The sequence below is a fragment of the Bifidobacterium erythrocebi genome (genome assembly GCF_012932675.1).
GTDB lineage: Bacteria > Actinomycetota > Actinomycetes > Actinomycetales > Bifidobacteriaceae > Bifidobacterium > Bifidobacterium erythrocebi.
Genome location: NZ_JAAIIF010000009.1, coordinates 226,018 through 252,266 on the forward strand (window position 1 = coordinate 226,018; position 26,249 = coordinate 252,266).

Consider the following 26,249-nt stretch of genomic DNA (forward strand, 5'->3'; position numbering starts at 1 on the left):
AGCGTTGTTCTTAGTCATTTCCGTTCCTCCTTTCACTTCAGTTCCTCAGGCTGGGCCTGGTTCTTGGTCTGCGACTCGTAGATGGAACGATATTCGTCGCAGGTCTTCAGCAGTTCCTCGTGGGTGCCGGATGCGGTGATGCGGCCCTCCTCCATGACGAGGATCATGTCGGATTCCTGCACGGATGCGATGCGCTGGGCGATGATGATCTTCGTGGTGTCGGGGATCTCGTCGTGGAACGCGGTGCGGATCAGCTTGTCGGTCTTGGTGTCGACGGCCGAAGTGGAGTCGTCGAGGATCAGGATCTTTGGCTTCTTCAGCAGGGCGCGGGCGATGCACAGACGCTGGCGCTGGCCGCCGGAGACGTTGGTGCCGCCCTGTTCGATGTACGTGTCGTACTTGTCCGGGAACTCCTGGATGAACCCGTCGGCCTGCGCGAGCTGGCAGGCGTGGCGGATCTCCTCGTCGGTGGCGTTCGGGTTGCCCCAGCGCAGGTTCTCGGCGATGGTGCCGGAGAACAGCACGTTCTTCTGCAGTACCATGGCGACCTGGTCGCGCAGGACCTCCATGTCGTAGTCGCGCACGTCGACGCCGCCGACCTTGAGCGAGCCGGAGGTCACGTCGTACAGACGCGGCACGAGCTGCACCAGGCTGGATTTCGCCGAACCGGTGCCGCCGACGATGCCGACGGTCATGCCGGAGCGGATCTTCAAATTGATGTCGTCGAGCACCGGCTTCTCGGAATTGTCGGAGTAGCGGAAGTCGACGTCGTCGAATTCGATGGATCCGTCGGCCACTTCCTTGACGGGGTTGGCCGGGTTGGTCACCGTGCTTTCCTCGGTGAGCACCTGGCAGATACGTTCCGCGGATGCCTGGGAGATGATGCACATGACGAAGATCATGGACAGCATCATCATGGCCATGAGGATCTGCATGGCGTAGGTGACCAGTGCGGTCAGGTCGCCGGTGGTCAGGCCAAGGGCGGCGTTGTTGCCGGATGCCACGATCTGCTTGGCGCCCATCCACGCGATGAGGATCATCGAGACGTACACGCAGACCATCATGAGCGGGTTGTTGAAGCTCATCACGCGGTCGGCCTTGCTGAAGTCCTTGTAGATGCGCTGGGAGATGCGGCCGAACTTGCGGATCTCATGGGATTCGCGGGTGTAGGACTTGACCACGCGGATGCCCTGCAGGTTCTCGTCGACCACGTTGTTGAGCTTGTCGTAGGTATGGAACACGCGCTCGAACACCGGGTGCACGTACACCGCCAGGCCACACAGGCCGATGGCGAGGATCGGGATGCAGGCCAGGAACACGAAGGAAATCGACGGGCTGATGCGGAACGAGAAGATCCATGCCACGATCATCATGATCGGGGCGCGTACGCCCATGCGGATGATCATGGAGTAGGCGTTCTGCAGGTTGGTCACGTCGGTGGTGAGCCTGGTGATGATCGAACCGGTGGAGAAGCGGTCGATGTTGGTGAAGCTGAAGCCCTGCACCTTCTCGAACTCGTCGTGGCGCAGGTTCTTGGCGAAGCCGGCGCCGGCGATCGCGGCGAACTTTCCCGCGAGGAAGCCTGCGGCGAGCGAGCACAGCGAGCACAGCAGCAGGATCAGGCCGAATTTGATGATGGCCGGCATGCTGCCGCCGCTGATGCCCTCGTCGATGAGCGATGCCATCACCGTGGGGATGAGGATCTCGAGAATGCCCTCGATGGCCACGGCCACCGGGGTGAGGATGCTGACTTTCTTGTATTCGCGCAGCGATTTGCCCAGCGTGCGTATGAGATGCTGTTTGGTTTTTGGCTGCGACGTCGTTTGCGATTGCGACGCGGCCGCGTTTGTTCCGCTCACTTGCTCTTCCTTCCTTTTTCGTCTTCCTGCGATTCGTCTCGCGATGGCATCCGAGGCTCGTCCGCTTCCTCACGCAACGCCAAACTGGAATAGCGACTTTCGTCGCCAAGCATTCCGGTCCGGACAAGATTCGTCTGCATCACGTCGAGCACGCGCATGAATCCACGGATATCATCCTCGTTCAACCCTTGCAGAAGCAATCTTTCCATGTCGGTCGCATTGCTGCGCAGCGCGTCGTTGATATTCCGCGCCTTATCGGTGAGGACGATCTTCTTCAGCCTCGCGTCTTTCGGCACTGGTTTGCGTACGATCAGACCCTTGCGTTCCATCAGCCCCAGAACCCTGCACGACGTCGACCGTGTGATTCCGAAATGCCGTTCCACATCCTGCGGGAAAACGTCGCGGTCCGAGTTGCATACGAGATAGCAGATGATGTCAATATTGGCACCGCTCAGTTCCTCTGCTTCATATGGTCTGGTGACCGCGAGATACCTGTTGATGATGTTGTGCAGCGATCGGATGGCGACGCTTGGCGGTTTGCCTGCGCCCTGTTCCCAAGCTTGGACGAACGCGGGACTGATCGAATCCGCCCCGATGTTCGATTCTTCTGTCACGGTGCGTCAGTATAAACCGTTGCATATACAACAGTTGCATATACAACAATCAGCGTGTCGCGGAAAGCGCTCTCCCCCGAAAACGCGGAAAACCGGGGGATTCGCCCGCGCCGTCTCATTCGCGGACCAATCCCCCGATCATATTCCTAGCGAATCACCTCTAGACAGACGATTCGCCGATGTGCGGTTATCGACTGACCGAGCATCACCATAACGGCGATGCCATGCCTGCCTACTTAGTGAGCCTGTCGTATTCGGCAAGCATGAAGGCGGTGATCTTCTTGCCACCCTCGCTCATGAGCATGGGCATGGAATTGATCGGCATGGAGCTGAGGAACATGCGCATCATGTCGTTGTCCGGCAGCTTCGGCAGTTCGCCGCGCTCACCCGCCGCACGCACGGCGTCAACGACCTTGGAACCGACCGGATCGCAGGACCACTCGCCGAACGTGGACCATTCGGTCAGCGGTTCGGCCTTGCCGTCGCCATCGAGCGTGACCGATGCGACGCCGGCGATGTCGCGGCTGGACGCGCCGACCTCGATGCCGTATTCGCCGGCCTCCACATGCCAGTCATCGAACTTCTCGGACCAGTAAGCGAAGGCGCGCTCGTCCAGATCGAAGGAGACCTCCGCCGACTCGCCGCCCTTGAGGAACACCTTCCGGAATCCCCTGAGCTCATGCCTCGGTCGTGCCACCGCGGCCTTGCCCGGCGCCACATAGACCTGCACAGTCTCGGCGGCGTCCACATCGGAGGTATTGGTGACGGTCGCGGTGACGCGTGCGGTGTTGGCGCCGGTCTTCTCCGCCTTGACGCCGGAGACCTCGAAGGTGGCATAGCTCAGGCCGTAGCCGAACGGGTAGTCGACGGTCTTGCCGTAAGTGTCGTAGTAGCGGTAGCCGACGAACACGCCTTCGCCGTAGTCGACATGCCCCTCCTCGCCTGGCCAGTTGATCATGCTCGGATCGTCGTTGATGTCCATCGGAACGGTCTGTGCCAGCTTGCCGGAAGGACTCACCTTGCCGAAGATCACGTCGGCGAGCGCCGGCCCGCCCGCCTGGCCGAGCAGCCAGGATTCGAGGATGCCCTTGGCGTTGGCCGCCCATGGGGCCACGGAGACGACGGAGCCGTTGGAGAGCACGACCACGATGTTCTTGTTTTCGGCCGCGATGGCTTCGAGCAGTTCGACCTGCTTGGCGGGGATGTCGAGGGTTTCGCGGTCGAAGCCTTCGGATTCGGCGGCTTCCGGAAGTCCCAGGAACATGAGCACCACGTCGGCGTTCTTGGCGGTTTCCACGGCTTCGGCTTCGAGCGTCTTGTTTGCCGGTTCGAGATCGAGGGTGAATCCCGGTGCGAACGTTGCCTCCACGCCGCGGGCGGCGAGAGTGTCGAGGAAGCTGGTCATCTTGGTCGGGGTGATGTGGGATGAGCCGCCGCCTTGGTAGCGCGGGGTGCGGGCGAATTCGCCGATGACCGCGATCCTGGCGTTCGGGGAGACCGGCAGGATGGCGTCGCTGTTCTTGAGCAGCACCATGGATTCGACGGCGGCCTGGTGGGCGACCTCGTCGTGGGCGTCCACGTCGAAGCGGTAGTCTTCGATGCTCATGGCGGCCCGCGTCTTGTTCACGAGATCGATCATGCCTTGGGCCATGCGGTCGAGTTGTTCCGGCTGGATGCGGCCATCGCGTGCGGCGTACACGATCTGGTCGTCCGTGTAGCTCGGCGGCATTTCGAGGTTGAGGCCGGCGTTGAGGGAGGCGACGCGGTCGTGGTCGGCGCCCCAGTCGCTCATGACGATGCCTTTGAAGCCCCATTCGTTACGCAGCACATCGGTGAGCAGCCAGCGGTTCTGCGCGGAGTGCACGCCGTTGATGCGATTGTAGGAGCACATGATGGTCCATGGCTGGGCGGTCTTGACGATGTGCTCGAAGGCCGGGAGATAGATTTCACGCAGTGCGCGCTGGGAGATGTTGGCGGATACGCGCAGGCGGTCGGTTTCCTGGTTGTTGGCAGCGAAGTGCTTGAGCGAGGTGCCCACGCCTCTGGATTGCACGCCGGCGACGATGCCGACGGCCTCATGGCCGGCCAGGTACGGGTCTTCGGACCAGTATTCGAAGCAGCGGCCGCCGAGCGGGTTGCGTTTGATGTTGACGCCGGGGCCGAGGATGACGGCCACCTTCTCCTGGATGCATTCCTCGGCCATGGCCTCGCCCACCTTGTGAATGAGTTCCGGGTTCCAGGAGCTGGACAGGCCGGCGGCGGGCGGGAAGCAGGTGGCCGGCACGGAATCGTTCAGATCCGTTTCGCCGGTGCTGGAGGCCAGGGACTTGCGCAGGCCGTGGGGACCGTCGGTGATCATGTAGCCGGGGATGCCTTTGGACTCGATGCCCTGCAGATGCCAGGCGTCGGCGCCGGATGTCAGGGATGCCTTTTCCTCAAGGGTCAGGTCGCTGACGGAGGGATACGTGTTGCTGCTCATGCTGCCTCTTTCATGGGGTTTCGTTGCGTTTGGCGCGGGAGTCGTCGGCGAATCCACTACCAACCGATTGGTAGGTACTTTATCAAAGCCGACGCAAAGACACGCCAATCATCTTTGGAAAACCAATCGACCGACCGTAAAGTGACATTCGACATACCAGCGGGAGAAGCAGGAGATACGGCACCATGGGCAACAACGACACGGATCGCAGAGGCGATATCCTCGACGCGGCGGTCGAATGCTTCGGCACACTTGGCTATTACGGAACGTCACTGCAGAAGATAGCCACCAAGGTCGGGCTTACCAAGGCGGGGGTGCTGCATTACGTAGGCAGCAAGGAAGGGCTGCTCACCACGGTGCTCGACGAGATGTACGACCGCGAGACCGAGGACGCGACCGCCGACATGGTGCGCGAAAACGACCCGCTCATCGCCGACCTGTGGCGCAGGATCGTGGCCGTCAACGCCAAGCGCCCGAAGCTGGTGCACATGTTCTCCACATTGAGCGCCGAGGCCCTGGACCCCAACCACCCCGCGCACGACTACTTCGCCGCACGCGAGGAGCATGTGGTGGATGTGGCGCGCAACATCCGCTGGCATGTGCCCGACGGCGTCGATGCCGAACGGATGCTGCGCGCCGGATTCGCCATGATGGACGGCGTGCAGCTGCGCTGGCTGCGCAAGCCCGGCCAGGATCTCAACGCCATGTGGGCCGAATGCGAGAACGTGCTCTTCCCCCTGCCGCTGTGGGACGGCTGCCGGTAGCAAGCCCTATCCCACCCCGTGGCCTATCCCTCTCCAGCGACCCATTCCTCCGGTGGTCTACCTCTCCCCTGATGCCCCATTTCTCCCCCGACGTCCTATTCCTCCAGTGGCTGGATAAATCCGGACACTAAGAGACCTCCCAGCGGGATAAATCCCCCAGTGACTGGATAAAACAGGACGCTGAGAACTCCCTCAGCGGAAAGAAACATCCAACCACTGGGAAATCAGGACGCTGAGCCCCCCCCCGAAGGAAGAAACATCCAGTCACTGGAGGAATCCGAACGCCAGAAAACCCCTCAGAGGTAAAATCCACCCATTCACTGGAGGAATACGGGCTCTAAGAGGCCGCTCAGCGGGAACAAACCTCCACTCACTGGGAAATCCGGACACTAAGAGGCCCTTCCGCGGAACAAATTCCCAGTGACTGGATAAAACCGGACTGCAGGAAACCCCTTAGAAGGAAATCCATCCACCCACTGGAGGAATCCGGACACTAGGAGACCGCTCAGCGGGAACAAACCTCCACTCACTGGGAAATCTGGACGCTAAGTAAAGCCTAAGGGGAAAGAAACATCCAGCCACTGGGAAATCGGGATGCTAAAGGGCCGCTCAGCGGAACGAAATCCCAGCCACTGGATAAAACGGGACGATGAGAGGCCTCTCAGGGGGAGATATATCCAGCCACTGGATGAATCAGGACTCTAAGAGGCCGTTCAGCGAGAAAAATATCCATTCACTGGATAAAACGGGACGATGAAAGGCCTCCCAGAGGACAGAAACATCCAGCCACTGGATAAAACCGGACGCTAAGGGCTCCCTCAGAGGGAAGAAACACCCAGCCACTGGGAAATCAGGACTCTAAGAGGCCGTTCAGCAAGAAAAATATCCAGCCACTGGGAAATCAGGACGCAGCGCGGGACTTGTCCTGCAAGTCGCCGAACACAGGCGTGGCCAGGCCGAAGCCGCCGCACACCTCAAGAATCTGGCCGGTGGTGAACCGCGACTCGTCCGAGGCGAAATACAGCACCGCGTTCGCGATCTCCTCAGGCGTGGCCATACGACGGATAGGCGTGTGATGCAGGAACATTTCGCGGAATTCATCGTTCAGCGAATTGCGCACGGCATCGGTGGCGGTCATGCCCGGCAGCACCGCGTTGCAGCGGATGTTCTTGCGCGCCTCGTGCACGGCGATGAGCTTGGTCAGATAGTTGATGGCCGCCTTGGACGTGCCGTAGCCGATCTGCGAGATGTCCGGCACGGCACCGCCGATCGACGAAATGTTGATGATGCTGCCGGACTTGCGTTCCGCCATATGCTTCAGTGCCGCCTGGGACGCGATGAATACGGACTTGAGATTGACATCCACCGTGTCGATGAACTCCTGCGGGTCGGTGCGCTCGATGTCGAGATCCTTGGCGGGATTGGACGTGCCGAAATTATTGACAAGCACATCGATGCGGCCCTCGTTCGCCACGACCTCGTCCACGGCGGACGTATACGTCTCGTCCTTGGAGGCGTCGTTGTAGACGAACTTCACCGTTCCGGGCACGCCCGCCTTGGCGATCTCGTCGATTTTCGCCTGCGCGCGCTGCGCGTTGCGGGCCGCCATGTAGACCGTCGCGCCTTCCTCGGCGAAACGCTTCACGATCGCGTATCCGATACCCCTTGTGGAAGCGGTGACCATGGCCACCTTGCCGTTCAGACGTCCTGCGCTATCAGTCATATGATTCTCCTTTGCATCCGATGCATCGTTCCTCGCATCAACGCCCATCCTAATCCGCTCAAAGCACTGAATACAGATAGATGCACGACATTCGTGGACATCCAGCCGCCGGAGGACACTGGAACAGCGGAAACACCATACGGAAAGGACGGCATCAGATGAGATACCTGCTGGCACCGGATTCGTTCAAGGAGGCCGCTTCGGCGCAGGCCGTGGCGGAGGCGATGCGTCGAGGCATACGGGCGGCCGATCCTGATGCCGAATACCGCGTGATGCCGTTGTCCGACGGCGGCGAGGGACTGACCGCCGCACTGGTGGGCGCGACCGGAGGCAAGTTGCGCTCGGCGCACGTGCATGATGCGCTGGGGCGGCCTATTGTTGCGCAATACGGTTTTCTGGAAGTGGTTCCGGAAAGCGACGATTCCGTACATTCCGACGGTGAGACGCACGTTCGCACCGCGGTGGTCGAACTGGCTGCGGCAAGCGGGCTCGAACGCATCCGCCCCGCCGACCGCGACCCGTTGGCGGCAAGCACCTTCGGCACCGGCGAGCTGATCCGAGCCGCAATCGACGAAGGTGCGGACCGTATCGTGCTCGGCCTGGGCGGCAGCGCCACCACCGATGGAGGCACCGGCCTGGCACGCGCACTCGGCTACCGTTTTCTTGACTGCGACGACTGTGAACTGCCGTTCGGCGGCAGTGCGCTCCCCCGGCTCGCCCGCATCGACGACACCGATGTTCCCAGTGCCATACGCAGCATGCCGATCGTCCTGGCCTGCGATGTGACCAATCCGCTGACCGGCCCGAGGGGCGCGGCGGCCGTATTCGCTCCACAGAAAGGTGCAGACGCACGGCAGGTGGCGTTGCTCGACGCGGGGCTTGGCAAGCTTGCCGATGCCATCGAAACATTGAACGGCCGCGCTATCGGGAATCTGCCCGGATCGGGTGCGGCTGGCGGCACCGGCGGCGGCATGCTCGGCCTGTTCAACGCAACCATGCGACCCGGTATCGAGCTGGTGCTGGATCTGCTGCACGCGCGCGAAGCCTGCGCGTGGGCCGATGTCGTGATCACCGGCGAGGGATCGATCGACTCCCAGACTCCCTACGGCAAAGTGCCGAGCGGTATCGCACGACTGGCGAAATCGCAAGGCAAACCGGCCATCGCCATCGGCGGCAAGGTAACACGCGACCCGCAGACCCTGGCAGCACTGCGTGAAGCCGGCATCGTAGCGACGTTCGGCACCGCCCCAGGACCGGCCGATCTGCCGGAATTGCTCGCCGACACGGAACGCAATGTGGAATCCACCTGCGCCGCGATAGCCGGTCTGCTGCGCGCCTCAACGCAGCAGACACCAACGTCCGCAGTCGGACCAGTACAGTCATAGAATCGTGATTTATCAAATTACGATTTGACAAATCACGATTTGATGCAGGCAGTGACACATACGACGATTTAGATAGACACCAGTACCCACAGCAGTCCTATCCGAACCGTCTTCCTAGAGTCGCCTGCGCAGGTATTCACGCAGGAACGGGACGGCAAAATCGACCTCGCCGCGATCGGTCTGCTGAATAACATACGCATCCAGCAACCGCTTGCGATATGTGGCCGCATATTTAGCGCTGCGCCCCATCCTTTTAGCAATCTCACTGGTTTCGCTCGGTCCGTCGGAAACAGCCATTGCTTCCAGATACGCCCTATCGTTCTTTGATAGTCCATGCAATTCGGGAATGCAGACCGCATTGTCCAAATCGACATGAGCCTCACGAATGCCTTCAGAGACATCTTCCTCGCAGATCATGGTGGAGTCCCGCGAATCGGCGGCATCCCAAATGTAATAGCCGACCAGCTGAATCATATACGGGTACCCGGCAGTGGAGACCGCCGCCTTGTCCAGCAGCTCGTTATCAATAGACATGCCCGAGTCTTCAAATGTCTGCGCAAAGGCTTTTTTGACATCACTGATTGGTACATCCGCAAGCACATTCGTGCGGGCACGCCTCAGGAACGTGATCACCTCATCATCGAACAGGTCGGAAATCATCTGTGGAAGACCGGCGAATACGATCGCCACGTTGCGCCTTTCCCTAATCTGATGCTGAATCGCGGTCGCAATCGCAATCAGATCGGCACGGCTTGCGGCCTGCGTCTCGTCAATGGAAATCATGAGCCCGGCATCATGTTTCTCCAAAACGTCCAATCGCGCGGACATCGCCTTTCGAAGCGTTTCCGGCATACGCTTCGGAGACAGTTCGGCCTCTCCAAGCGATACGCCCGTCCCGGCGAAACTGATGGACGGGGCAATCGTCAATTTGTCGATCAGACCTTCCTTCGAACGCAGCTCGTTTACCAATCGTTCGCATAAGCCATCGGATGCGGTTTCCTCAATCACATCCCATTTGTGCGCACGTGCCTTGTCCCCAAGAACCGTCAACATCACCGTTTTGCCAGTTCCTCGTGCACCGGTAATCAGCATGATTCGCCCAGGAGCGCCCACGCCGTTGTCGAGCCCCTTATCGAAATCACGAATGACTCGTTCACGCCCAATCAGTAACGGAGGCTCCCCGCCAGCAGTGGGCTTAAAAGGATTCATCCTGCGATTACACGCATGTAGCATATTCTCTTTCTCCCCTCCGTTTTCGCAATATGAATCACAGTTGATATCAAAAATATCAAAAGAATCAAAAATATCAAAAGAATCAAAAACAACGACTGAGAGACATACGAAAAGACGGCCCGCACCTGCGTGCAGACCGCCTTCGCTGTTTTTGCCATGCCAGCGCTAGGCCAGCCGTTTATGCCAGTCGTTCACTGGGCACCCGCAAAACCTTCCGCGTCGGAATCGTAGGAATCATCGAAACCACCGAAACCGCCATCGAAGCCCTGATCCTGCGGGCCGGGGCCGTCAGGTCCGCCGATGAATTCGCGGGCCGTCATGCCGTTCTCCCTGCGGGAGGCGTCCACGGCATCCTGCAGCGTCTGGCGCACCTCGAACCCGTGCACGATGTTCTTCAGCACCACCACGCCATTGCCCGATGACTGGTCGCGTGTATCCAGGACCAGCGTGCTCATGCCGAACAGGCGCTGCAGGAACGAGCGTTCGACGCTGATGTCGACGATGCGGAACAGTTTGATCAGATTGAACCGCTCATTCAGTACGCCGGTCTTGACGCTCATCTCCCTATCGGTGAGCGTATAGACGGTGAAGGTGAACGGGGTGCGGCACCAGTTGCGCTTGCGCTGCTTCCACAGCACATTGCCACTTGCGACTTTCATGGGGCTCCCTTGTCTCGGCGGAACGGCCGCCACACAGCGGCGCTTCCGCCATCTTACCGGGAATGCCCCACCACCCCGCAATCCACCCGCAATCACCTGCCAGGCCCGTGCGGCACGGAGCGAGGCGAACTATGCGGCGCGCTTCGAGAAGCGGAACATGAGCAATGCCATGATCTCGCCGACCACAGCCATGCCGAAGAACACCCAGATGCTGCCGGAGAACCCGGAGACGTACGCGGCGGCGGAGCTCATGCCCGCGGCACGGTTCGCGGCGGAGAATTCGGCGATCAGCGTGGAGGCGACCGCGGTGCCGATGGCGCCGGCGAGCTGCTGGACGGTGTTCATCACGGCGGAACCGTCGGCGTTCATCTCGGCCGGCAGCTGGTTGAGCGCGTGCGTCTGATCAGGCACCAGCACGAAGCCGGATGCGGCCATGTACAGTGCGTAGGCGATGGCGACCAGCCATTCGTTCGCGCTGTTGAGCAGCATCACGATGTCCATAATCGCCACGGCGACGAAGCCACAGGCGATGAATTTCGGCGGGAAGTGCGATTTCAGGGCGCTGCCGACGAGCGGGGCGAAGATGGCGCCGACAACAGCTCCGGGCAGCAGGATCAGGGCCGCGATCATGCTGGTGTGGCCAAGGCCGCGCTGCAGCAGGATCGGCAGCAGGAAGTTGACGCCGAGCACGCCGCCGGACGACATGAGCAGGATCAGCATGCCCAGGGTGAAGCCGGGGAACGTGAAGGTGCGCACTTCGATCAGCGGATGCTCCATCTTGAGCTGCACCGCGGCGAACACGGCCAGCACCACGACCGAACCGACGAGCACCGCCCAGAACCGCCAGTCGCCGTTCCACTGCGCGAAGAAGCTCGCCGCGACGATGATGCCGGCCAGGCCGATCGCCACCAGAATCAGGGACGGCACCGACAGGTAGCCCTTCTCGCCGTGGCGGATGTCGGGAACCGTGGCGCAGCCGAGCACGAAGGAGATGATGAGGAACGGGATCATGGCGTAGAAGATCCAATGCCAGTTGAGGAATTCCATGACCACGCCGCCGAACACCGGGCCGATGGCCGGCGCAGCGCAGGTCACCAGGCTGACCAGGCCGAGCATCATGCCGCGCTTATGGAACGGCGCCTTCTCCAGAATGATGTTGGTCAGCAGCGGCAGCGAGACGCCCGTGCCCAGCGACATGATGAGTCGCGCGGCGAGCAGCATCGGGAAGTTCACCGCAAGCGCACCGACCACCGTACCGATCGAGAACAGCACCACCGCGGTGACGAACAGTCCCTTGGTGGGGAACTTGCGTACCATGAACGGCGATGTCGGGATAGCGATGGACAGCAGCAGCAGATACCCTGTGGTGAGCCACTGCACCACGTCCGCGGAGATGGAGAACTCCCCCATCAGCGTGGAGTAGGCGATGTTGAGGGACGTTTCGGACAGGATGCCGAGGAAGGTGAGGATGGCGAGCGCCACCACCACGATGGTGAGCTTGCCTTCGCTCATGTATTTGCTGGATTGCGGCTCGGTCCGCTTCGTTGCCGTCTGTTTCGTTGCCGTTGGCGACTGGTGCCGCTGTTCGCTTTCCGTCATATTGTGATGTTTCCTCTCTTTGTCGATTCATGCGATGGCACACGCCCGTCTTGCGATTGCGTGCGTCTCGCATACGATTCCGTTGCCGTCGGTCTACTGTTTCGGCGTCGCATCCGGCTGGGAGCAGTGGGCCACCATCAGGGCTTCGATGTGCGCCGGCCAGGTGTCGGCCACCTGCATGGTCCATTCGCCGCCTCGGTCCGCGCCCATCAGCCGGTGCATGGTCCGCAGTGTGGCGACGGTGGCGTCGACGTCCTGCTGGCTGATGCCGGCCAGCACGCCGCGCAGGTGCTCGTGGAACTGATGGACGTACAGTTCGCGGATCTCCTCGGCGGGACCGGTCAGGCTCAGCGTCACCGCACGGCCGTCGGTTTCGGATTGGTGCTTGACCACCAGGCCCTTGCCGACCAGTTCGTTGACGAGTTTCGTGATGCTCGGCGCGGTCACTCCCAGGAAGGCAGCGATGCTGCTGACGCGTGCCGCCGGTGCCGCCGATCCGCTTTGGTGGTTGATGCTCCAGATGGCGTCGATGACGTGGATGTGCCGCGGCTTCATGTTCTTCGGCAGTTCCGGCAGCGCTTCGGTGATGCGTTTCGCCAGCCAGCATGCCTCGATCAGGTCGTGCACGTCATCCAGCGAAAGTTCCTGCCGGGCGTCTTGCGATTGGGTCATACCGTCTCCCGCATATCGTTACCAATAGTCATTACCAAAGGTAAGTATATGAGCGCTCTAGAGAAGATGGCAGCAGCCCCACGCGCAGCCCTGGACATCACGTCGCAAGGGCGAAACTGCAAACGATATCACGCTGCTCCTATGATGAGTCGGAAGCGCTATTCGAACGGAATACGCGCCACCACACAACCATAAGGAGAGACTTGATGCGAAAGACACCGTTGCCTGCTTTGCGCGGCGGCATCGCGGCAGCAGCCGCGGTCATCATGGCGCTGGGCGTCACCTTGCAGGCGCAAGCTGCAGAATCATACCCGTCCGACGCGCAGCAGCCGGACTACACGGCATTGCTCAGCGATTTCACCAACTACTACAAGCCGGACCTCACCAAGCCTTCCACGGAACTGCATGGCCACGTGGTCAATGCGGATGTCCTCAGGACCAACAGCAACGCCACGGTATCGGTGAATCATAAGGCCAACGAGGGCCGGACCAGCGACAGCGATCCGCTTAACCCGCAGCAGCAGCGCGCGCTGAAGGACAGCGATCAGGCGTTCGAGACCACATTCCCCGATGCGCTCGGACCGACCCTGGGAGCCTTCCTGAGCGAAGGACTCGAACAGGGCGACCTGCCGCTGTCCTCGGCTCTGCTGGTCAAGCAGCCCACGGACAGCGACGACGCTCCTATCTGGCAGCGCACCGCACTACTGACGAACTACGTGAACGATTCCGCGGCGAAGAAGCAGTACGTCCACCCGCGTCCGTACACGGACCGCACGAACGGCGGCTATGTGGAAGCCGGACTGCCCAAGACCGAGGACATCATCCACCTGCCGGTGTGGACGGACGAGGACGGCAACAAGCACGACCCGATCTACGACACCCTCTCCACCACCGGCTCCTTCCCCTCCGGCCACACCACCACCGCCTATGCCGGCGGCATCGGCCTGGCCACGCTGCTGCCCCAGCTCGCGCCGGAGATCATGGCGCGCGCCTCTGAAGCGGCCAACAACCGCCTGATCGTGGGCGTGCACTACCCGCTCGACCTGATGGGCGGACGCATCATCAGCGAGGCCGGCATCGCGACGCGCTGGTCCGACGAGCAGTTCCGCAACGACAAGCTGATGCCGGCATACCAGGAGCTGCAGGCCTATATGGCAAAGCGCTGCGTGGGCGCCAACATCGTGCCCAGCGCATCGGACGACACCACGACGGTGCAGAACTGCGTGACCGCACTGAACGCGAATTCCGCCGATTCCTCCAAGGCGAGCGGCGGATACACCAACGATTTCACCGATGATTTCAGCACGCAGCCGGTGACCGACCGCAAGTCGGCGCTGGCAGCCTACCAGGCGCGCATGAGCTACGGATTCGCGCCGACCTCGGCCACCGGCAAGGCCGCCGTCGTACCGGATGGCGCGGAAAACCTGCTGCTCACTGCCTTCCCGACGCTGAACGCCGAACAGCGCCGCGCGGTGCTGGCGGCCACGGAGATCGATTCCGGCGAACCGCTGGATGCAAGCTCGGACGGCTACCAGCGGCTTAATCTCGCCGCCGCATACAGTTCCAAGGTGACGCTGAACGCCGACGGTTCCGTCGTCAAGGTGGAGCCCGGCCAGGCGGTCGCCTCCGTGGTGCGCGAGGGCACCCCGGCCGACACCGACCCCACCAACGGCGAGGGCGACGAGAAGACCAACGCGGCCGGCAGCACCAAGACCATCGCCGACACCGGCGCGGACGCGCTGGCCCCGGCCGGCGTGATGGTCGCCTGCCTCATGCTCGGCATCGGCCTGACGCTGACCCGCCGACGCGTGTGACGCATACAACGCACGCAACGCATGTAGCCGCACGATGCCACTGATATCGGGCCGCCCGTCAAACGGGCGGCCCGATTTGCATATTCGCCCGAAATACGCTAAATTACCAATTGGTAATTAAAGGTATTTCGCTTCAATGAGGAAAGTGAGCAACCCATGGCCGAAACCAACGACCTTCCCTACAAGAACCCCGACCTGCCCGCCGAGGAACGCATCGCCGATCTGCTCGGACGCATGACCCTCGAAGAGAAGGTCGGCCAGATGATGCAGCTCGACGCAGGCCACAACGACCTGGACGACCTCATCATCAACAAGCACGTCGGTTCGATCCTGCACACCAGGCCGGCCGACCTGCCGAAAGCGGTCGAGACCGTCAACACCAAGACCCGCCTGGGCATTCCGCTGATCATCGGCGACGACTGCATCCACGGCTACTCCTTCTGGCCCGGCTCCACCATCTTCCCCTCGCAGCTGGGCATGGCCACGAGCTTCGACCCGACCAAGGTCCAGGCCGCCGGCCGCGCCACCGCCGAAGAGGTCTCCAGCACCGGCCTGCATTGGACCTTCTCCCCCGTGCTGTGCATCGCACGCGACACCCGCTGGGGCCGTGTGGACGAGACCTTCGGCGAGGATCCGTACCTGATCGGCGAGATGGCATCGGCCATCGTCAAGGGCTATCAGGGCGGCGCCAAGGCCGGCGAACCGCTCGCCAAGGACGCCATCCTGGCCTGCGCCAAGCATTTCGCCGGCTACTCCGAGACGCAGGGCGGCCGCGACGCCTCCGAAGCCGACCTTTCGCACCGCAAGCTGGAATCCTGGTTCCTGCCGCCGTTCGAACGTGTGGCGAAGGAAGGCTGCGGCACCTTCATGCTCGGCTACGAGTCCATCGACGGCGTGCCGGTCACGTTCAACAAGTGGCTGCTTTCGGACAAGCTGCGCGGTGATTGGAAGTACCAGGGCACGCTTATCACCGACTGGGACAACGTCGGCCGTGCCGTGTGGGAGCAGAAGGTCAAGGCCGATTACGTGCACGCCGCCGCGGATGCGGTCAAGGCCGGCAACGATCTGATCATGACCACGCCGAAGTTCTACGAGGGTGCCATCGAAGCCGTCAAGCGCGGTCTGCTGGACGAATCGCTGATCGATGAGGCCGTGTCCCGCATTCTCGCGCTCAAGTTCCGTCTGGGCTTGTTCGAGGATCCGCGCCTGCCGGACGAGAAGCGCATGAAGGAGGTCATCGGCTCCGACGAACATCAGGAGCTCAACCTGCAGATCGCCCGCGAATCCGTCGCATTGCTGAAGAACAACGGCTCCCTGCCGTTCACCGCAACCGCCGGCAAACGCATCGCAGTCGTCGGCCCGCTGGCTGATGACGCCCAGGAACAGCTCGGCGATTGGGCCGGCAGCTCCGGCCAGGTCGTGTGGATGGCCGACGGTCAGCCGCGCAACATGATCACCACCGTGCTCGACGGGTTCAAGCAGCTCGCACCCGAAGGCTGCGAGGTCGTGTACTCGCGCGGCGCGAACATCCTCGACCTGGTGGACGATCCGGAAGGCAAGTTCTACCCGGATGGTCAGCCCCGCCCGAAGCTCGGCGTCTCCGCCAAGGTCGACCAGCAGCTGCTGGACGAGGCCGTGGAGAACGCACGCCAGTCCGATCTCGTCATCGCCGTCGTGGGCGATGTGGTGCAGCTCGTCGGCGAGACCTGCTCCACCGCCACCCTGGAACTGCTCGGCGGCCAGAACGCCCTGCTCGAAGCGCTTGCCAACGTGGCACGCGAAACCGGCAAGCCGCTGGTCGTGGTGCTCATGAGCTCCAAGCCGCAGGTGATGCCGGCATGCGTGATCGGCACCAACGGCGTGATCGTGGACGAATCCGCAGCCGACGGCACCTCCGCGTTCATGTGGGCGCCGAACCCCGGCATGAAGGGCGGCCAGGCCATCGCCGAAATCATCCTCGGCAAGACCAACCCGAGCGGCAGGCTCCCGATCACCTTCCCGCGCCACGCCGGCCAGCTGCCCGTCTACTACAACCAGATCCGCGGCCAGCACGGCAACCGCTACGCCGATCTCACCCAGGACCCGGCATTCGCCTTCGGCGAGGGACTGAGCTACACGACCTTCGCATACGGCGAGCCGACCATCACCAACGTCCCCCCCTCCGGCACGTTCACCACCAACGACACCGTGCACGCTGAAATCACGCTCACCAACACCGGCGAGCGCAAGGGCACCGAGGTGGCGCAGCTCTACATCGGCGACATCGTGACCTCGTACAGCTGGACGGACCGCGAACTCAAGGCATTCCAGCGCGTGGAGCTCGAACCGGGCGAGACCAAGACCGTCGCGTTCGACATTCCGGTCGCGGATTGCACCATCGTCGACCCGGACGCCAACCGCATCGTGGAACCCGGCGAATTCGAAGTGCTGATCGGCCATTCGAGCCGTCGCACGGACCTCAAGCGCACCACGTTCACCGTCGCCTGAGCCGTCGACCACCAGCACCCCCCAATAACCATGCGGGCGTGGCATCATCACAACCGATGACGCCACGCCCGCTTGGTCTATCCGCATCGAATCAGCGACACCCTTCCCACAACGGCAGCGGGAACAGCATGTCCTCGATGGCGTCCCACTCCTCGCACAGATCGATGGCCGGCTCACGCAACCAACGCAACTGCACGCCATCCATGATCTCCAACGCGCGGCGCACCAACGGGCGCATCCGATCCCAAGGCCCCAATTGTGCGGGAATCTTCCAATTGAACTCGCAATAGTACCGCCAGATCGCATCCTGCCTGTGCGCGAACTCCCCATGCAACGGATGCTGCGGATTGAACGACTCGACCTGCAGCATGGAGAACAACTGCACCAGCATGCGCCGTTGCGCATTGTAGCGAACCAGAAACCGCAGATACGCGGGGAACAGCATCGCCTCCGGATCACTGCCAGGCAGGCCGCTCGCACGGAACTCCTCGGGATTGCCCGTGGCATTGTAGTATTCGCGATACACCATGGCCAGCATATTGTCCTTGCTGCCCACATACCGCAGCACGCCCTGCTTGGAAATACCGACCCTATCGGCCACATCCTGTATGGAGATGCCGTTGAACCCGCGCTCGCTGATCAGCTCGACCGCAGCGTCGAGCACCTCCTTGCGGCGCTCCTCCGGTGCCTTGCGGATGCGTTTCGTTCGCTCTTCTTCCATAATCTCCGAGTCTATCGGCGAATGACGAAAAACATCACGCTCGTCCGGCATATGCGAATGTGCGGATGATCCGCAGGAGATCATCCGCACATTCCGCGGCTATGGCATGGGGTCACGTCAGCCCATGCCGGTCGATGCGATCAATCGAGGCGATCAATCGACGGGCTTCGTCTCGTCCGCCTCGTAGTCGAAGAAGTCGAAGTCGGCGGTCTTTTCATGCAACGCGGCGTCGGTAACGGCGATGCCGACCATGGTGCCAGTGAATTCGCCGTACTTGCAGTATTCGTCAGAGAAGGTGGTAGTGTCGAAATCCGGGCCAATCTTGGTCCAGTTCTCGCCATCATAACCCCACTCGAACCAAGTACGACGACCTTCGATATTCAAACGGAAATAGATCGGCTTGTCTTCCACAGCAACGCGAGTGTCAAGCATTTCCATCTTTTCACCGTTTTCGAGACGCACAATCGAAATCGCGCTGCCGCCAAGCGTCTGTGAATAATACTTGCGCAGGAAAATATTATTCATGTTGTCGTAGTAGATGGTCAAGCCAGCGCTGTGCTGGTAGACTTCCGGCTCGAACTCCATCTTGGTGGTTACCGTGGCATACACGCTCGTCAGCTTGCGAGCAAGCAGGCTCGTACGATTCAGCGAGGCAAGCGATTCCTCACCACGAACACGCAACCAGCCCGGGCGTTCCGTAGCATTTGCAAACGTGCTCGGCATCTGACGCGGCGAGTAATACCAGTTACCCAGTTCCTCACCATCGAAATCGTCAAGGCTTGGAATTTCCGGCATCGGCACATCTGGCAGATTCGGCTCCTCGACTTCGATCTTTGCCAGATTAGAACCATCAGCCATACGCAACCAACCATCAGGCGTCCACTGCATCTTCTGAATGGCGGTCTCACGGCCAAGCGTACAACGCAATTCCGGCACAAACGGACGGCTGGTCAGGTGCACAAGATATGTCTCGCCGTTCGGCAGATCCACGTAGGAGCCGTGGCCGGACTTCTGCAATACGGAATCCGGGTTGAAATAGCGCGGCTTCAAATGATCGTCATCAGCACGCTCGTTTGACTCCTTCGGCTGCGAAGTGACGAGCGGACCATTCGGATCCGGCTCATACGGGCCCCACACATTGCGGGAACGGCCCATGGTCACAGAATGGTTGTAGCCGGTGCCGCCCTCGGCGCACATAATGTAATACCAGCCGTCACGCTTGGTCAGATGCGGAGCCTCAATGCAGCCACGATCAGTAGCGCCACGCCATATACGCTTCGGATAGCCAACCACATGCTTGGTTTCCGGATCATATTCCACACAGCAGATCACACCCGGCTTCTCATAGCCTTCACGGGTCTCCCATTCCAAGCTGACGATGTACTTCTTGCCATTGTCATCATGCAAAATGGACGCGTCGAAACCGGAAGATGTCAGATATACCGGCTCACTCCACGGACCTTCAATGCTCTTCGACTTAATCAGATAATTATTCACGTCGAAATAGCGTGCATTCATGGAATTCATAACGCCGTAAATCACGTAGAACATGTCCTCTTCCTCACAATACGTGAGGCATGGAGCCCAAATGCCCTTAGCGCTTGGCAGCTTGGTGAGGTTCGGATTCGTATCATCAGTAAGCACGTGGGTGAGCAGCTCCCAATGCTTCATATCCTTCGAATGGTAAATCGGAATGCCCGGAAACCATTCGAAGGTGGAGACGGCCACGTAGTAGTCGTCGCCTTTGCGGCAGATGGCCGGATCGGGATTGAAGCCTTTGAAGATCGGATTATGCAGCATTGTCGTTCCTTAATGTTCTTGATATCACGCGTTGCTTTGTACGATTCTTGCGTCCGACGGAATCACTTTTGGACGGGGAACCAATCTTGGGCGATGCAGCGCCCGAGGTCCCATGCGTCCCAGCCGATCCAGCCAGGGGTGTTGACGGTGTCGGTGAGCAGCTTGTAGTTCCAGTAGTAGAAGCCGCTGCCCTTGCTCCATGCGGCGAGCTGGGATTCGGCTACGCCCTGGTACAGCGAGCGCTTCTGTTCGGCGGTCAGGGTTTCGACCTGAGCCCCTTCCTCGCCGTTGAGCACGCTTTGTCCGCCGTGGGTGTCCACACCGCAGCCGACGGAGTTGAACAGGCACCACTCCCCCACAATCACCGGGAAGTATTCGCTCATCTCGGCGATCATCGGCGCATAGGTATTCCTCACGAAGTCGTCGTAGCCCTCCGCCGTCTGCGGGCAACCCATCGTTTCGGCGGTCATGAGGTATTGGTGGGTATCAAGGACCACGTTCTTAAACTCGGGCGCGAGCTTGCCGTCGGGGCCGCGCATGAAGTCCTTCCACTGTTCGATGTCGAAACCGTCGTGGAACACCACCGCCTTGTCTGCCGGCAATGCGCCCTTGTCGGCATCGCGCAGACGGTGGTAGGCGGTGATGTAGAAGTTCTTGAGCCAGTCGAATGCGATCGGGCCGGTGCCTTCGGCGAGTTCCGGATCGACCGCCTTGTAGCGTTCGGTCACGTTCGCCATCGGCCAGCAGGTGGTGGTGTTCGGCTCGTTGATGATTTCGATGCCCATCAGCGCCCGACGATGGCCGTACCGCCTGGCGAGGCGTTCGAGCACGGACAGCACGAATTCGACCTCGTCGGGCAGCTGCGCCCACTTGCACACGCCGGAGATGCCGCCGTTGTCGAAGCCGTTCTGGCTCATCGGCGCGGTGTGCAGGTCGATGAGGATGGTCAGACCGTATTTCTCGGCCCAGTTGAAGGCCTTGTCGAGTTCGTCGATGCAGCCGATGAACGGCGCGCGGTCGCCGAAGATGAAGTACGGCACGGGGATGCGCACGGAGTTCAGTCCCCACGATTTGATGGTGGCAAAGTCGCGCTCGTTGATGTATTCGGCGCGGTGGGTCCTGATGCGGGCCTCGTAGACGGCCGGGTCAAGCTGCGTGGGCAGGTAGTATTCGTCGTCCGCGGTGGTGCCGTCAAACAGCGCCGGGTTCATCCATTTCTCCAGAACGAGCCAGTTGCCGAGGTTGACGCCCTTGATGTAATCGATTTCCATATGCACTCCCTTGTACGCGTTCACCATAGTTCCTATTACTTAGTAACTACTTAGTTAGATGATAATATATTGCTCCGCTTTTCGCAACTCGCGCCATGCCGTGTCACATCACCCCACTCCCCACAACTCGCACCATGCCGTATCATTCCCCTCCTCTCTACGCCCCGCTCCCCTATGTCCCTCCCCTTGCGCTACCAGCCCCACCCCTTATCTCCCATCCCCAAAATCAGACAAGAATGGGGCAAAATTGTCCGAAAACGGGGAAGCGAGGCGAAATCCATCCCGTGTCAAGACAAGAAAACGAGACAAATGAGACAAGAAAACGAGACAAAGCAAAACCTCTCAAGTGGCGGCACAGCCACTTGAGAGGACAGAATGCAATCAGCAGGAGCCAGTTCAGCGAAGCGTCACGTGAAGCGTGTTCACCGACGCAGCCGGCAACTGAACACGAAGTTGAGTACCACCGCCAGCAGTCGTCGCGTACACGGCACCATTCACGTCAATATCGCGAGCGCGAACCACGTCCGGATGCTCGACGGTGTTGCAATCGTGCGGATCGGAGGAGGCAAGCGTCTCCATCGATTCGACATCCGCTTCGCATGGCAACTGCAAAATCACTTCCGCGCCATCACTCATGTGCGCGTTGGTGAGATCCACCAGCAGCCGCTTTCCTTCTTCGTCAATGGACGCGAATGCGTACACGTCGGAATCCTCCGAATCGTTGCGAGCCACGTCCACGGCCGTCATGCCTCGATGCGCCTTGTACATCATGAACACGTCGAAGTTCGGCGTGAGTACGGTGCGGCCACCCTCAGTCAGAATCAGCGAGTTCAGCACATTAATGGTCTGCGCGTTACACGCCATGGTCACCTTGTCGCAGTTACGCTGCAGCAGATCCAAGGTGAGAGCGGTGGTGATGGCGTCGCGCATGGTCACCTGCTGCTTCAACGCCGGACGGGCAAAGAACGCGGTCTTATGCCAGTTGCCCCATTCGCCGATGATCAGATCGACGTGCGTAAGCTTGGAATCCATGGCCACTTCCGACTCCTGGATCAGCGCCAGACCATTGTTCATCAATCGCCACTGGTCCTGCAGGATATCCTCAAGCTCCAGGCACCCTCTAATCACCGTATTCCAGCCATTCTCATCGAACTCGGTGGGCGTGTCCGCATCATTATCGACGTTCCAGTTGTAGAAGTGCAAATCATAACCATTGATGGGTGGCTGACGGTATTGGGCGAGGCCGCGGAAGAAGTCCTCGGTCCATTTCACACGCTCGCGTGGCTTATTGCCGTCCGGCCCGCTGGCGATGGCGTACATCTGAGTCGAAGCGAACACGTCGGTGGTGAAACTTGGCATGGCGGAAGCGAACCTGCGGTATTCGTCCAAATAGGTTTGCGGGGTCATGGTACCGCCGCCCGCCCACACTTCGTTGCCGATACCCCAGTATTTCACGCCGTAGGGTGCTTTATGGCCGTTGGCTTCACGCTCCTTGGCCAGATCGGTGGGCTGTTCGCGATTGCAGTACTCCATCCAATCCTTCATTTCGGCCACGGTTCCGGAAAGCATGTTGATATTGATCCAAGGTTCCGCGCCGAGCAGTTCGCACAATCTCAGGAATTCGTCGGTGCCGAAGCTGTGGTCGTCCAGCTCGTACGTGGCGAAATTCTCATTGAATGTGGTCTTGCGTTCCTCTTTCGGACCGATGCCGTCGCGCCAATGATAGGTGTCGGCGTAACATCCGCCCGGCCAGCGAATGACCGGCGGTTCCAACGCACGCAGGGCGTCGAGTGTGGCTTTGCGATAGCCATGCTCGTTCTCGATCGGGGAATCCTCCCCCACCCAGAGGCCTCCGTCGATGCATTCGCCGAGGAATTCGATGAACTGCCCATGCAGCTTCGGATCAATGCGGCCAATTGTTCTGTTCGGGTCAATGCTCACAACCATGGTTCGCTCCTTTTGCCGTAATCTCACGGTACGTATGTATGTCAATCATGACGCACGGTATGTGCGGAGTGGCCGGAAACCCAGGAGAGATACAGGATGGGTCTCCGGCCAAGTTTCACTGGATCGTCGCCGTCACTTCACCTTCTTGATCATCATGATGAAGATGCAGGCAAGCGCCACCATGACGATCGCTGTCGGGAACACCAGACCGTACGAGCCGGTGGCCACCACGATGGCGGAGGTGACGATCGGGCCGACCATCTGGCCGAGAGTGGTGGCGATGTTCAGGATGCCCAAATCCTTGCCGGCTTCCTCTTCGTTCGGCAGCACGTCGACGTTGAGGGCCTGATCGACGGAACCGTACATGCCATAGCCGAAACCACCGATGGCGGAGAAGAGGATCATGCCCAATGCGTTGTGCATCAGCCACGGCAATGCGTAGCCGATGGCCAGCAGTATGCTCGCTGCCACAACGGGGATCTTTCTGCGGCCGATCTTATCGGAGATGGGGCCTGCGGAGAGTGCGGAGATCAGGGAGACGACCATGAGCACCAGGCTCATGGTGGAGATGGTGGCGGCCGAGTCTTCAACGCTTTGACCGATGTAGTCCTGCAGAATGTACAGCTGGTAGTTGAGAATCATGTAGTAGCTGAACAGCAGCAGCGAACGGCCGACGAAAGCCAGCCAAAAGTCGCGGGCTCCCCTGATCGGCGGGCGGAAACTCATGATGATGCCCTTGATGTCGACTTTCTCCTTGGGCATGTCCTTGCTTGACTGTTCCTTCGGCCAGAAGATGACGGCAAGCACGCCGGAAAGCGCCATGGCGATGCCGGCCACCACGAATCCGGGGAGTTGCATGGTGATGAACTTCGCGCCGACGATCTGGCCGAGCGCGGAGCCGAACAACGTGCCGGCGGAGATGAAGGCCGACATGGTGCCGCGCATATCTTCGGGAATACGGTCGGACAGGGACGCGATGATCGGCGCGATCATCATGTTCAGGCCGATCATGGAAACGCAGTAGCTGATACCGATGCTCACGCCATCGGGCAGAACGCCAATGAGGAACAGCGAAACACCTGCGACGATACCGCCTGATGCGATCCACGGGGTGCGACGACCGAAGATGGAACGCGTACGGTCGGACATGTTGCCGACTACCAGATTGGAAATCAGCGAAGCCAACGCCGTGGCTGAGTTGAGTACGCCGAAGATGGCGTCCTTGCTGTCGGGAGCGATATCGGCCAGTCGCTGTGGAAGCAGTACCGCGGCAACGATTTGCAATGCCAGCATCCATGCGAACGAGAACACGAAGAACGCTATGCAGAAGCGCGTTTTGCCGATTTTGGAAAGCGTGTGTGCGTTTTCCGTGGACTGTGCGTCAGTCATGCTTGTCTCCTTATTTTCTTCTTCGAAACATGCTTCATGCGCGTCTTCCGCCTAGGTCCTCGGTGACACGGCCGACACGTGAAGCGTTGTTGATGAGGTCGGCTTTCGCCTGCCTTCGTCAGTTATCTTATATCTTAAAGATATAAGATAACAAGTCGGCGTGTCAGCCCCTTTCACGCAAAGACGCCCTCCGACACGACGCTCTCATCGGAACATAGGTGAGCATAAGCAAACAGCAGGCATAAGGCACATACATGTGGACGGCGAATAGTATTCTCGAAGCAGTATGAAAGCACAGGAAAACAAGCCGAACAACGGCATCAAGGCACGCCCCATCAACCAACGCAGGCGGCTCTCCCCCGCAAAGCGCCGAGAGCAGATCGCACGCGAGGCGGCGACGCTGATCACCCAGTACGGATCATACGGATTCCCCATGCAGGCTCTGGCAGATGCGGTCGGCATGACCCTGCCCGGACTCAATCATTACGTAAAGAACCGCGAGGAAATGCTCGCGCTCGTCATCGAATCGTTCTACGACATCGAGGATAACGACACACCTATCGACCCCGCCGGCATCCCCGCTACGATCACCCCGAGTGGAACATCGTCATCCGAACCGGATGGAAACAAGACATCATCCGCGAAACACCACGAGAGCACAACACCAGCGACGAGCAACGGTCCTCATCTGCCCAGTGCCCTGCGCAAAACCGTGGAACGCAACGCGCAACGTCCGGAGCTTGTCGCGCTCTTCATGCGTCTGGCCATTGAAGCGGCCGATCAGGATCACCCGGCGCACGAATTCTACCGGAACCGACATCACGCGGTGCTTGGCAATATGACGAGCGTGCATTGGGATTTACCTGAGGCATATCGGGATCAGGAACAACTGCACGACCTTATCGTCACCGCGTTCTTTGCCATGGATGGCGTGCAAATCCAGTCATTGACCAATCCCGACGAATCCATGCTGCAACTTTGGGAACGAGCGGAACGCATCCTTTTCCCTTCTCCAACCTGGGATGGGTATCGCTGATTGATATTGACAGTTCCAGCCACTTCCCCATTCCCGTTCCTATCCCCGTTTTCAGACAGAATCCGACCAAATCTGTCTGAAAACGGGGACGGGGAAGAACACCTTCCAACTCTCGGACACCCCATCCCCGAAATCGGACAAAATGCCCCCATTCCTGTCCGGAAACGGGGAGAGACGCCCACACACCACGCGCTACTTGGCTTATGTATGGCAGATTCAGGCAGTTGCGAAATGATAGGTGGCTTATATATGGCACCCAAATCGTGATATCGGGAGTATGGGGCGCGGAATTACAACGCTTGTACTTGGAACATTCGGGTTTCGGTGCCATATATAAGCCACTTAGCGAAACGCAGACCCCCGAATCTGCCATATATAAGCGAGATAGCCCTCAAAAACGTCCCATTCGTTCCCGGCACCGCTTCAGCAGCCGCCCCGCAGCGCCCTGCAATCCTATTCCCGATCTGTTCCCTCCGCCCGACGCCAGACACCCCGCAGAACCCTGCACCCCGCATACCGCATCATGGTTGCCTGTCACAAACACCATCACGTCGGGAATCCATGGGCCCTTGCCGTTTCCAGCCGTTGCACTTGAAATGAAAATTCAGGGGACAAAATCCGGGCGAAAATGTCCGAAAACGAGGATGGTACGACAACAGATTCCATGCCCATCCCACCCCTGCCTCCGCCCCATCCCCATCCTCACAATCAGACAAAATCCGGCCAAATCTGTCCGAAAATGGGGATGCATAACGGCAGAGTCCACTCCATCCTTGTCTCCGCCCCATCCCCTCCCC

18 protein-coding genes are annotated in these 26,249 nt (G+C 60.2%); 5 read left to right on the plus strand and 13 right to left on the minus strand.

All coding sequences use genetic code 11. The features are described from left to right. Positions 1 to 32 precede the first annotated feature (32 nt). From G1C98_RS06770 to G1C98_RS06780, 3 genes are all read right to left on the minus strand, one after another. Positions 33 to 1,790 (minus strand): ABC transporter ATP-binding protein, encoded by a 1,758-nt coding sequence (locus tag G1C98_RS06770; RefSeq protein WP_417852303.1) that lies wholly within the window; start codon positions 1,788 to 1,790, stop codon positions 33 to 35. Positions 1,791 to 1,855: 65 nt separating this feature from the next. Beyond that, positions 1,856 to 2,473 carry a MarR family winged helix-turn-helix transcriptional regulator gene (locus tag G1C98_RS06775; protein WP_335341295.1) on the minus strand — a complete coding sequence of 206 codons (618 nt, stop codon included), beginning with the start codon at positions 2,471 to 2,473 and terminating at the stop codon, positions 1,856 to 1,858. Between the two features lie 232 nt (positions 2,474 to 2,705). Continuing rightward, positions 2,706 to 4,952, minus strand: coding sequence for an exo-alpha-(1->6)-L-arabinopyranosidase (locus G1C98_RS06780; protein WP_169080472.1), 2,247 nt, complete (start codon positions 4,950 to 4,952; stop codon positions 2,706 to 2,708). A gap of 185 nt (positions 4,953 to 5,137) precedes the next feature. Here G1C98_RS06780 and G1C98_RS06785 point away from each other — a divergent pair, with 185 nt between their 5' ends. Next, positions 5,138 to 5,716, plus strand: a complete 579-nt coding sequence (locus G1C98_RS06785) for a TetR/AcrR family transcriptional regulator (RefSeq protein ID WP_169080473.1) — start codon at positions 5,138 to 5,140, stop codon at positions 5,714 to 5,716. Positions 5,717 to 6,617: 901 nt separating this feature from the next. Here the strand turns inward: G1C98_RS06785 and hdhA are convergent. Further along, positions 6,618 to 7,439 (minus strand): 7alpha-hydroxysteroid dehydrogenase, encoded by an 822-nt coding sequence (gene hdhA / locus G1C98_RS06790; protein WP_169080474.1) that lies wholly within the window; start codon positions 7,437 to 7,439, stop codon positions 6,618 to 6,620. Positions 7,440 to 7,597: 158 nt separating this feature from the next. Here hdhA and G1C98_RS06795 point away from each other — a divergent pair, with 158 nt between their 5' ends. Then, on the plus strand, positions 7,598 to 8,824 hold the full coding sequence (locus G1C98_RS06795; RefSeq protein WP_169080475.1) for a glycerate kinase family protein: 1,227 nt from the start codon (positions 7,598 to 7,600) through the stop codon (positions 8,822 to 8,824). A 114-nt stretch (positions 8,825 to 8,938) separates the two neighbouring features. Here G1C98_RS06795 and G1C98_RS06800 read toward each other — a convergent pair whose 3' ends face one another. From G1C98_RS06800 to G1C98_RS06815, 4 genes are all read right to left on the minus strand, one after another. Next, positions 8,939 to 10,057: an ATP-binding protein gene (locus tag G1C98_RS06800; RefSeq protein ID WP_169080476.1), complete on the minus strand. Its 1,119-nt coding sequence runs from the start codon at positions 10,055 to 10,057 to the stop codon at positions 8,939 to 8,941. A 191-nt stretch (positions 10,058 to 10,248) separates the two neighbouring features. Beyond that, on the minus strand, positions 10,249 to 10,716 hold the full coding sequence (locus G1C98_RS06805) for a PH domain-containing protein (protein ID WP_169080477.1): 468 nt from the start codon (positions 10,714 to 10,716) through the stop codon (positions 10,249 to 10,251). 129 nt (positions 10,717 to 10,845) lie between these two features. Then, the gene (locus tag G1C98_RS06810) at positions 10,846 to 12,315 is read right to left on the minus strand and encodes a DHA2 family efflux MFS transporter permease subunit (protein WP_240944947.1); all 1,470 of its coding nucleotides are present in this window, start codon (positions 12,313 to 12,315) and stop codon (positions 10,846 to 10,848) included. Between the two features lie 93 nt (positions 12,316 to 12,408). Further along, positions 12,409 to 12,987, minus strand: coding sequence for a MarR family winged helix-turn-helix transcriptional regulator (locus G1C98_RS06815; RefSeq protein ID WP_169080478.1), 579 nt, complete (start codon positions 12,985 to 12,987; stop codon positions 12,409 to 12,411). A gap of 206 nt (positions 12,988 to 13,193) precedes the next feature. Here G1C98_RS06815 and G1C98_RS06820 point away from each other — a divergent pair, with 206 nt between their 5' ends. Both G1C98_RS06820 and G1C98_RS06825 read left to right on the plus strand, forming a co-directional pair. Beyond that, the gene (locus G1C98_RS06820) at positions 13,194 to 14,801 is read left to right on the plus strand and encodes a phosphatase PAP2 family protein (RefSeq protein ID WP_169080479.1); all 1,608 of its coding nucleotides are present in this window, start codon (positions 13,194 to 13,196) and stop codon (positions 14,799 to 14,801) included. A 156-nt stretch (positions 14,802 to 14,957) separates the two neighbouring features. Continuing rightward, entirely contained in the window at positions 14,958 to 17,288 is a 2,331-nt protein-coding gene (locus G1C98_RS06825) for a glycoside hydrolase family 3 N-terminal domain-containing protein (protein WP_169080480.1), read from the plus strand. 91 nt (positions 17,289 to 17,379) lie between these two features. Here the strand turns inward: G1C98_RS06825 and G1C98_RS06830 are convergent, their stop codons facing one another. The 5 genes from G1C98_RS06830 to G1C98_RS06850 form a co-directional block, all read right to left on the minus strand. After that, positions 17,380 to 18,009: a TetR/AcrR family transcriptional regulator gene (locus tag G1C98_RS06830; RefSeq protein WP_205831923.1), complete on the minus strand. Its 630-nt coding sequence runs from the start codon at positions 18,007 to 18,009 to the stop codon at positions 17,380 to 17,382. A 153-nt stretch (positions 18,010 to 18,162) separates the two neighbouring features. After that, positions 18,163 to 19,809 carry a glycoside hydrolase family 43 protein gene (locus G1C98_RS06835; protein WP_039775569.1) on the minus strand — a complete coding sequence of 549 codons (1,647 nt, stop codon included), beginning with the start codon at positions 19,807 to 19,809 and terminating at the stop codon, positions 18,163 to 18,165. 62 nt (positions 19,810 to 19,871) lie between these two features. Continuing rightward, positions 19,872 to 21,080: a glycoside hydrolase family 5 protein gene (locus tag G1C98_RS06840; RefSeq protein WP_169080481.1), complete on the minus strand. Its 1,209-nt coding sequence runs from the start codon at positions 21,078 to 21,080 to the stop codon at positions 19,872 to 19,874. Positions 21,081 to 21,476: 396 nt separating this feature from the next. Beyond that, positions 21,477 to 23,027, minus strand: coding sequence for an alpha-N-arabinofuranosidase (locus tag G1C98_RS06845; RefSeq protein ID WP_169080482.1), 1,551 nt, complete (start codon positions 23,025 to 23,027; stop codon positions 21,477 to 21,479). Positions 23,028 to 23,159: 132 nt separating this feature from the next. Next, entirely contained in the window at positions 23,160 to 24,416 is a 1,257-nt protein-coding gene (locus G1C98_RS06850) for an MFS transporter (RefSeq protein WP_169080483.1), read from the minus strand. Positions 24,417 to 24,702: 286 nt separating this feature from the next. Between G1C98_RS06850 and G1C98_RS06855 the strand changes: the two genes are divergently transcribed. Next, positions 24,703 to 25,452, plus strand: coding sequence for a TetR/AcrR family transcriptional regulator (locus tag G1C98_RS06855; RefSeq protein WP_169080484.1), 750 nt, complete (start codon positions 24,703 to 24,705; stop codon positions 25,450 to 25,452). The last annotated feature ends 797 nt before the right edge of the window (positions 25,453 to 26,249 follow it).

Bases quoted from the DNA above. Each gene is read 5' to 3' on its own strand.
- hdhA (WP_169080474.1), bottom strand. From the start codon at position 7,439: ATGACTGATAGCGCAGGACGTCTGAACGGCAAGGTGGCCATGGTCACC.
- G1C98_RS06780 (WP_169080472.1), bottom strand. From the start codon at position 4,952: ATGAGCAGCAACACGTATCCCTCCGTCAGCGACCTGACCCTTGAGGAA.
- G1C98_RS06855 (WP_169080484.1), top strand. From the start codon at position 24,703: ATGAAAGCACAGGAAAACAAGCCGAACAACGGCATCAAGGCACGCCCC.
- G1C98_RS06830 (WP_205831923.1), bottom strand. From the start codon at position 18,009: ATGGAAGAAGAGCGAACGAAACGCATCCGCAAGGCACCGGAGGAGCGC.
- G1C98_RS06840 (WP_169080481.1), bottom strand. From the start codon at position 21,080: ATGGAAATCGATTACATCAAGGGCGTCAACCTCGGCAACTGGCTCGTT.
- G1C98_RS06845 (WP_169080482.1), bottom strand. From the start codon at position 23,027: ATGGTTGTGAGCATTGACCCGAACAGAACAATTGGCCGCATTGATCCG.
- G1C98_RS06835 (WP_039775569.1), bottom strand. From the start codon at position 19,809: ATGCTGCATAATCCGATCTTCAAAGGCTTCAATCCCGATCCGGCCATC.
- G1C98_RS06820 (WP_169080479.1), top strand. From the start codon at position 13,194: ATGCGAAAGACACCGTTGCCTGCTTTGCGCGGCGGCATCGCGGCAGCA.
- G1C98_RS06800 (WP_169080476.1), bottom strand. From the start codon at position 10,057: ATGCTACATGCGTGTAATCGCAGGATGAATCCTTTTAAGCCCACTGCT.
- G1C98_RS06825 (WP_169080480.1), top strand. From the start codon at position 14,958: ATGGCCGAAACCAACGACCTTCCCTACAAGAACCCCGACCTGCCCGCC.
- G1C98_RS06795 (WP_169080475.1), top strand. From the start codon at position 7,598: ATGAGATACCTGCTGGCACCGGATTCGTTCAAGGAGGCCGCTTCGGCG.
- G1C98_RS06785 (WP_169080473.1), top strand. From the start codon at position 5,138: ATGGGCAACAACGACACGGATCGCAGAGGCGATATCCTCGACGCGGCG.
- G1C98_RS06850 (WP_169080483.1), bottom strand. From the start codon at position 24,416: ATGACTGACGCACAGTCCACGGAAAACGCACACACGCTTTCCAAAATC.
- G1C98_RS06810 (WP_240944947.1), bottom strand. From the start codon at position 12,315: ATGACGGAAAGCGAACAGCGGCACCAGTCGCCAACGGCAACGAAACAG.
- G1C98_RS06815 (WP_169080478.1), bottom strand. From the start codon at position 12,987: ATGACCCAATCGCAAGACGCCCGGCAGGAACTTTCGCTGGATGACGTG.
- G1C98_RS06805 (WP_169080477.1), bottom strand. From the start codon at position 10,716: ATGAAAGTCGCAAGTGGCAATGTGCTGTGGAAGCAGCGCAAGCGCAAC.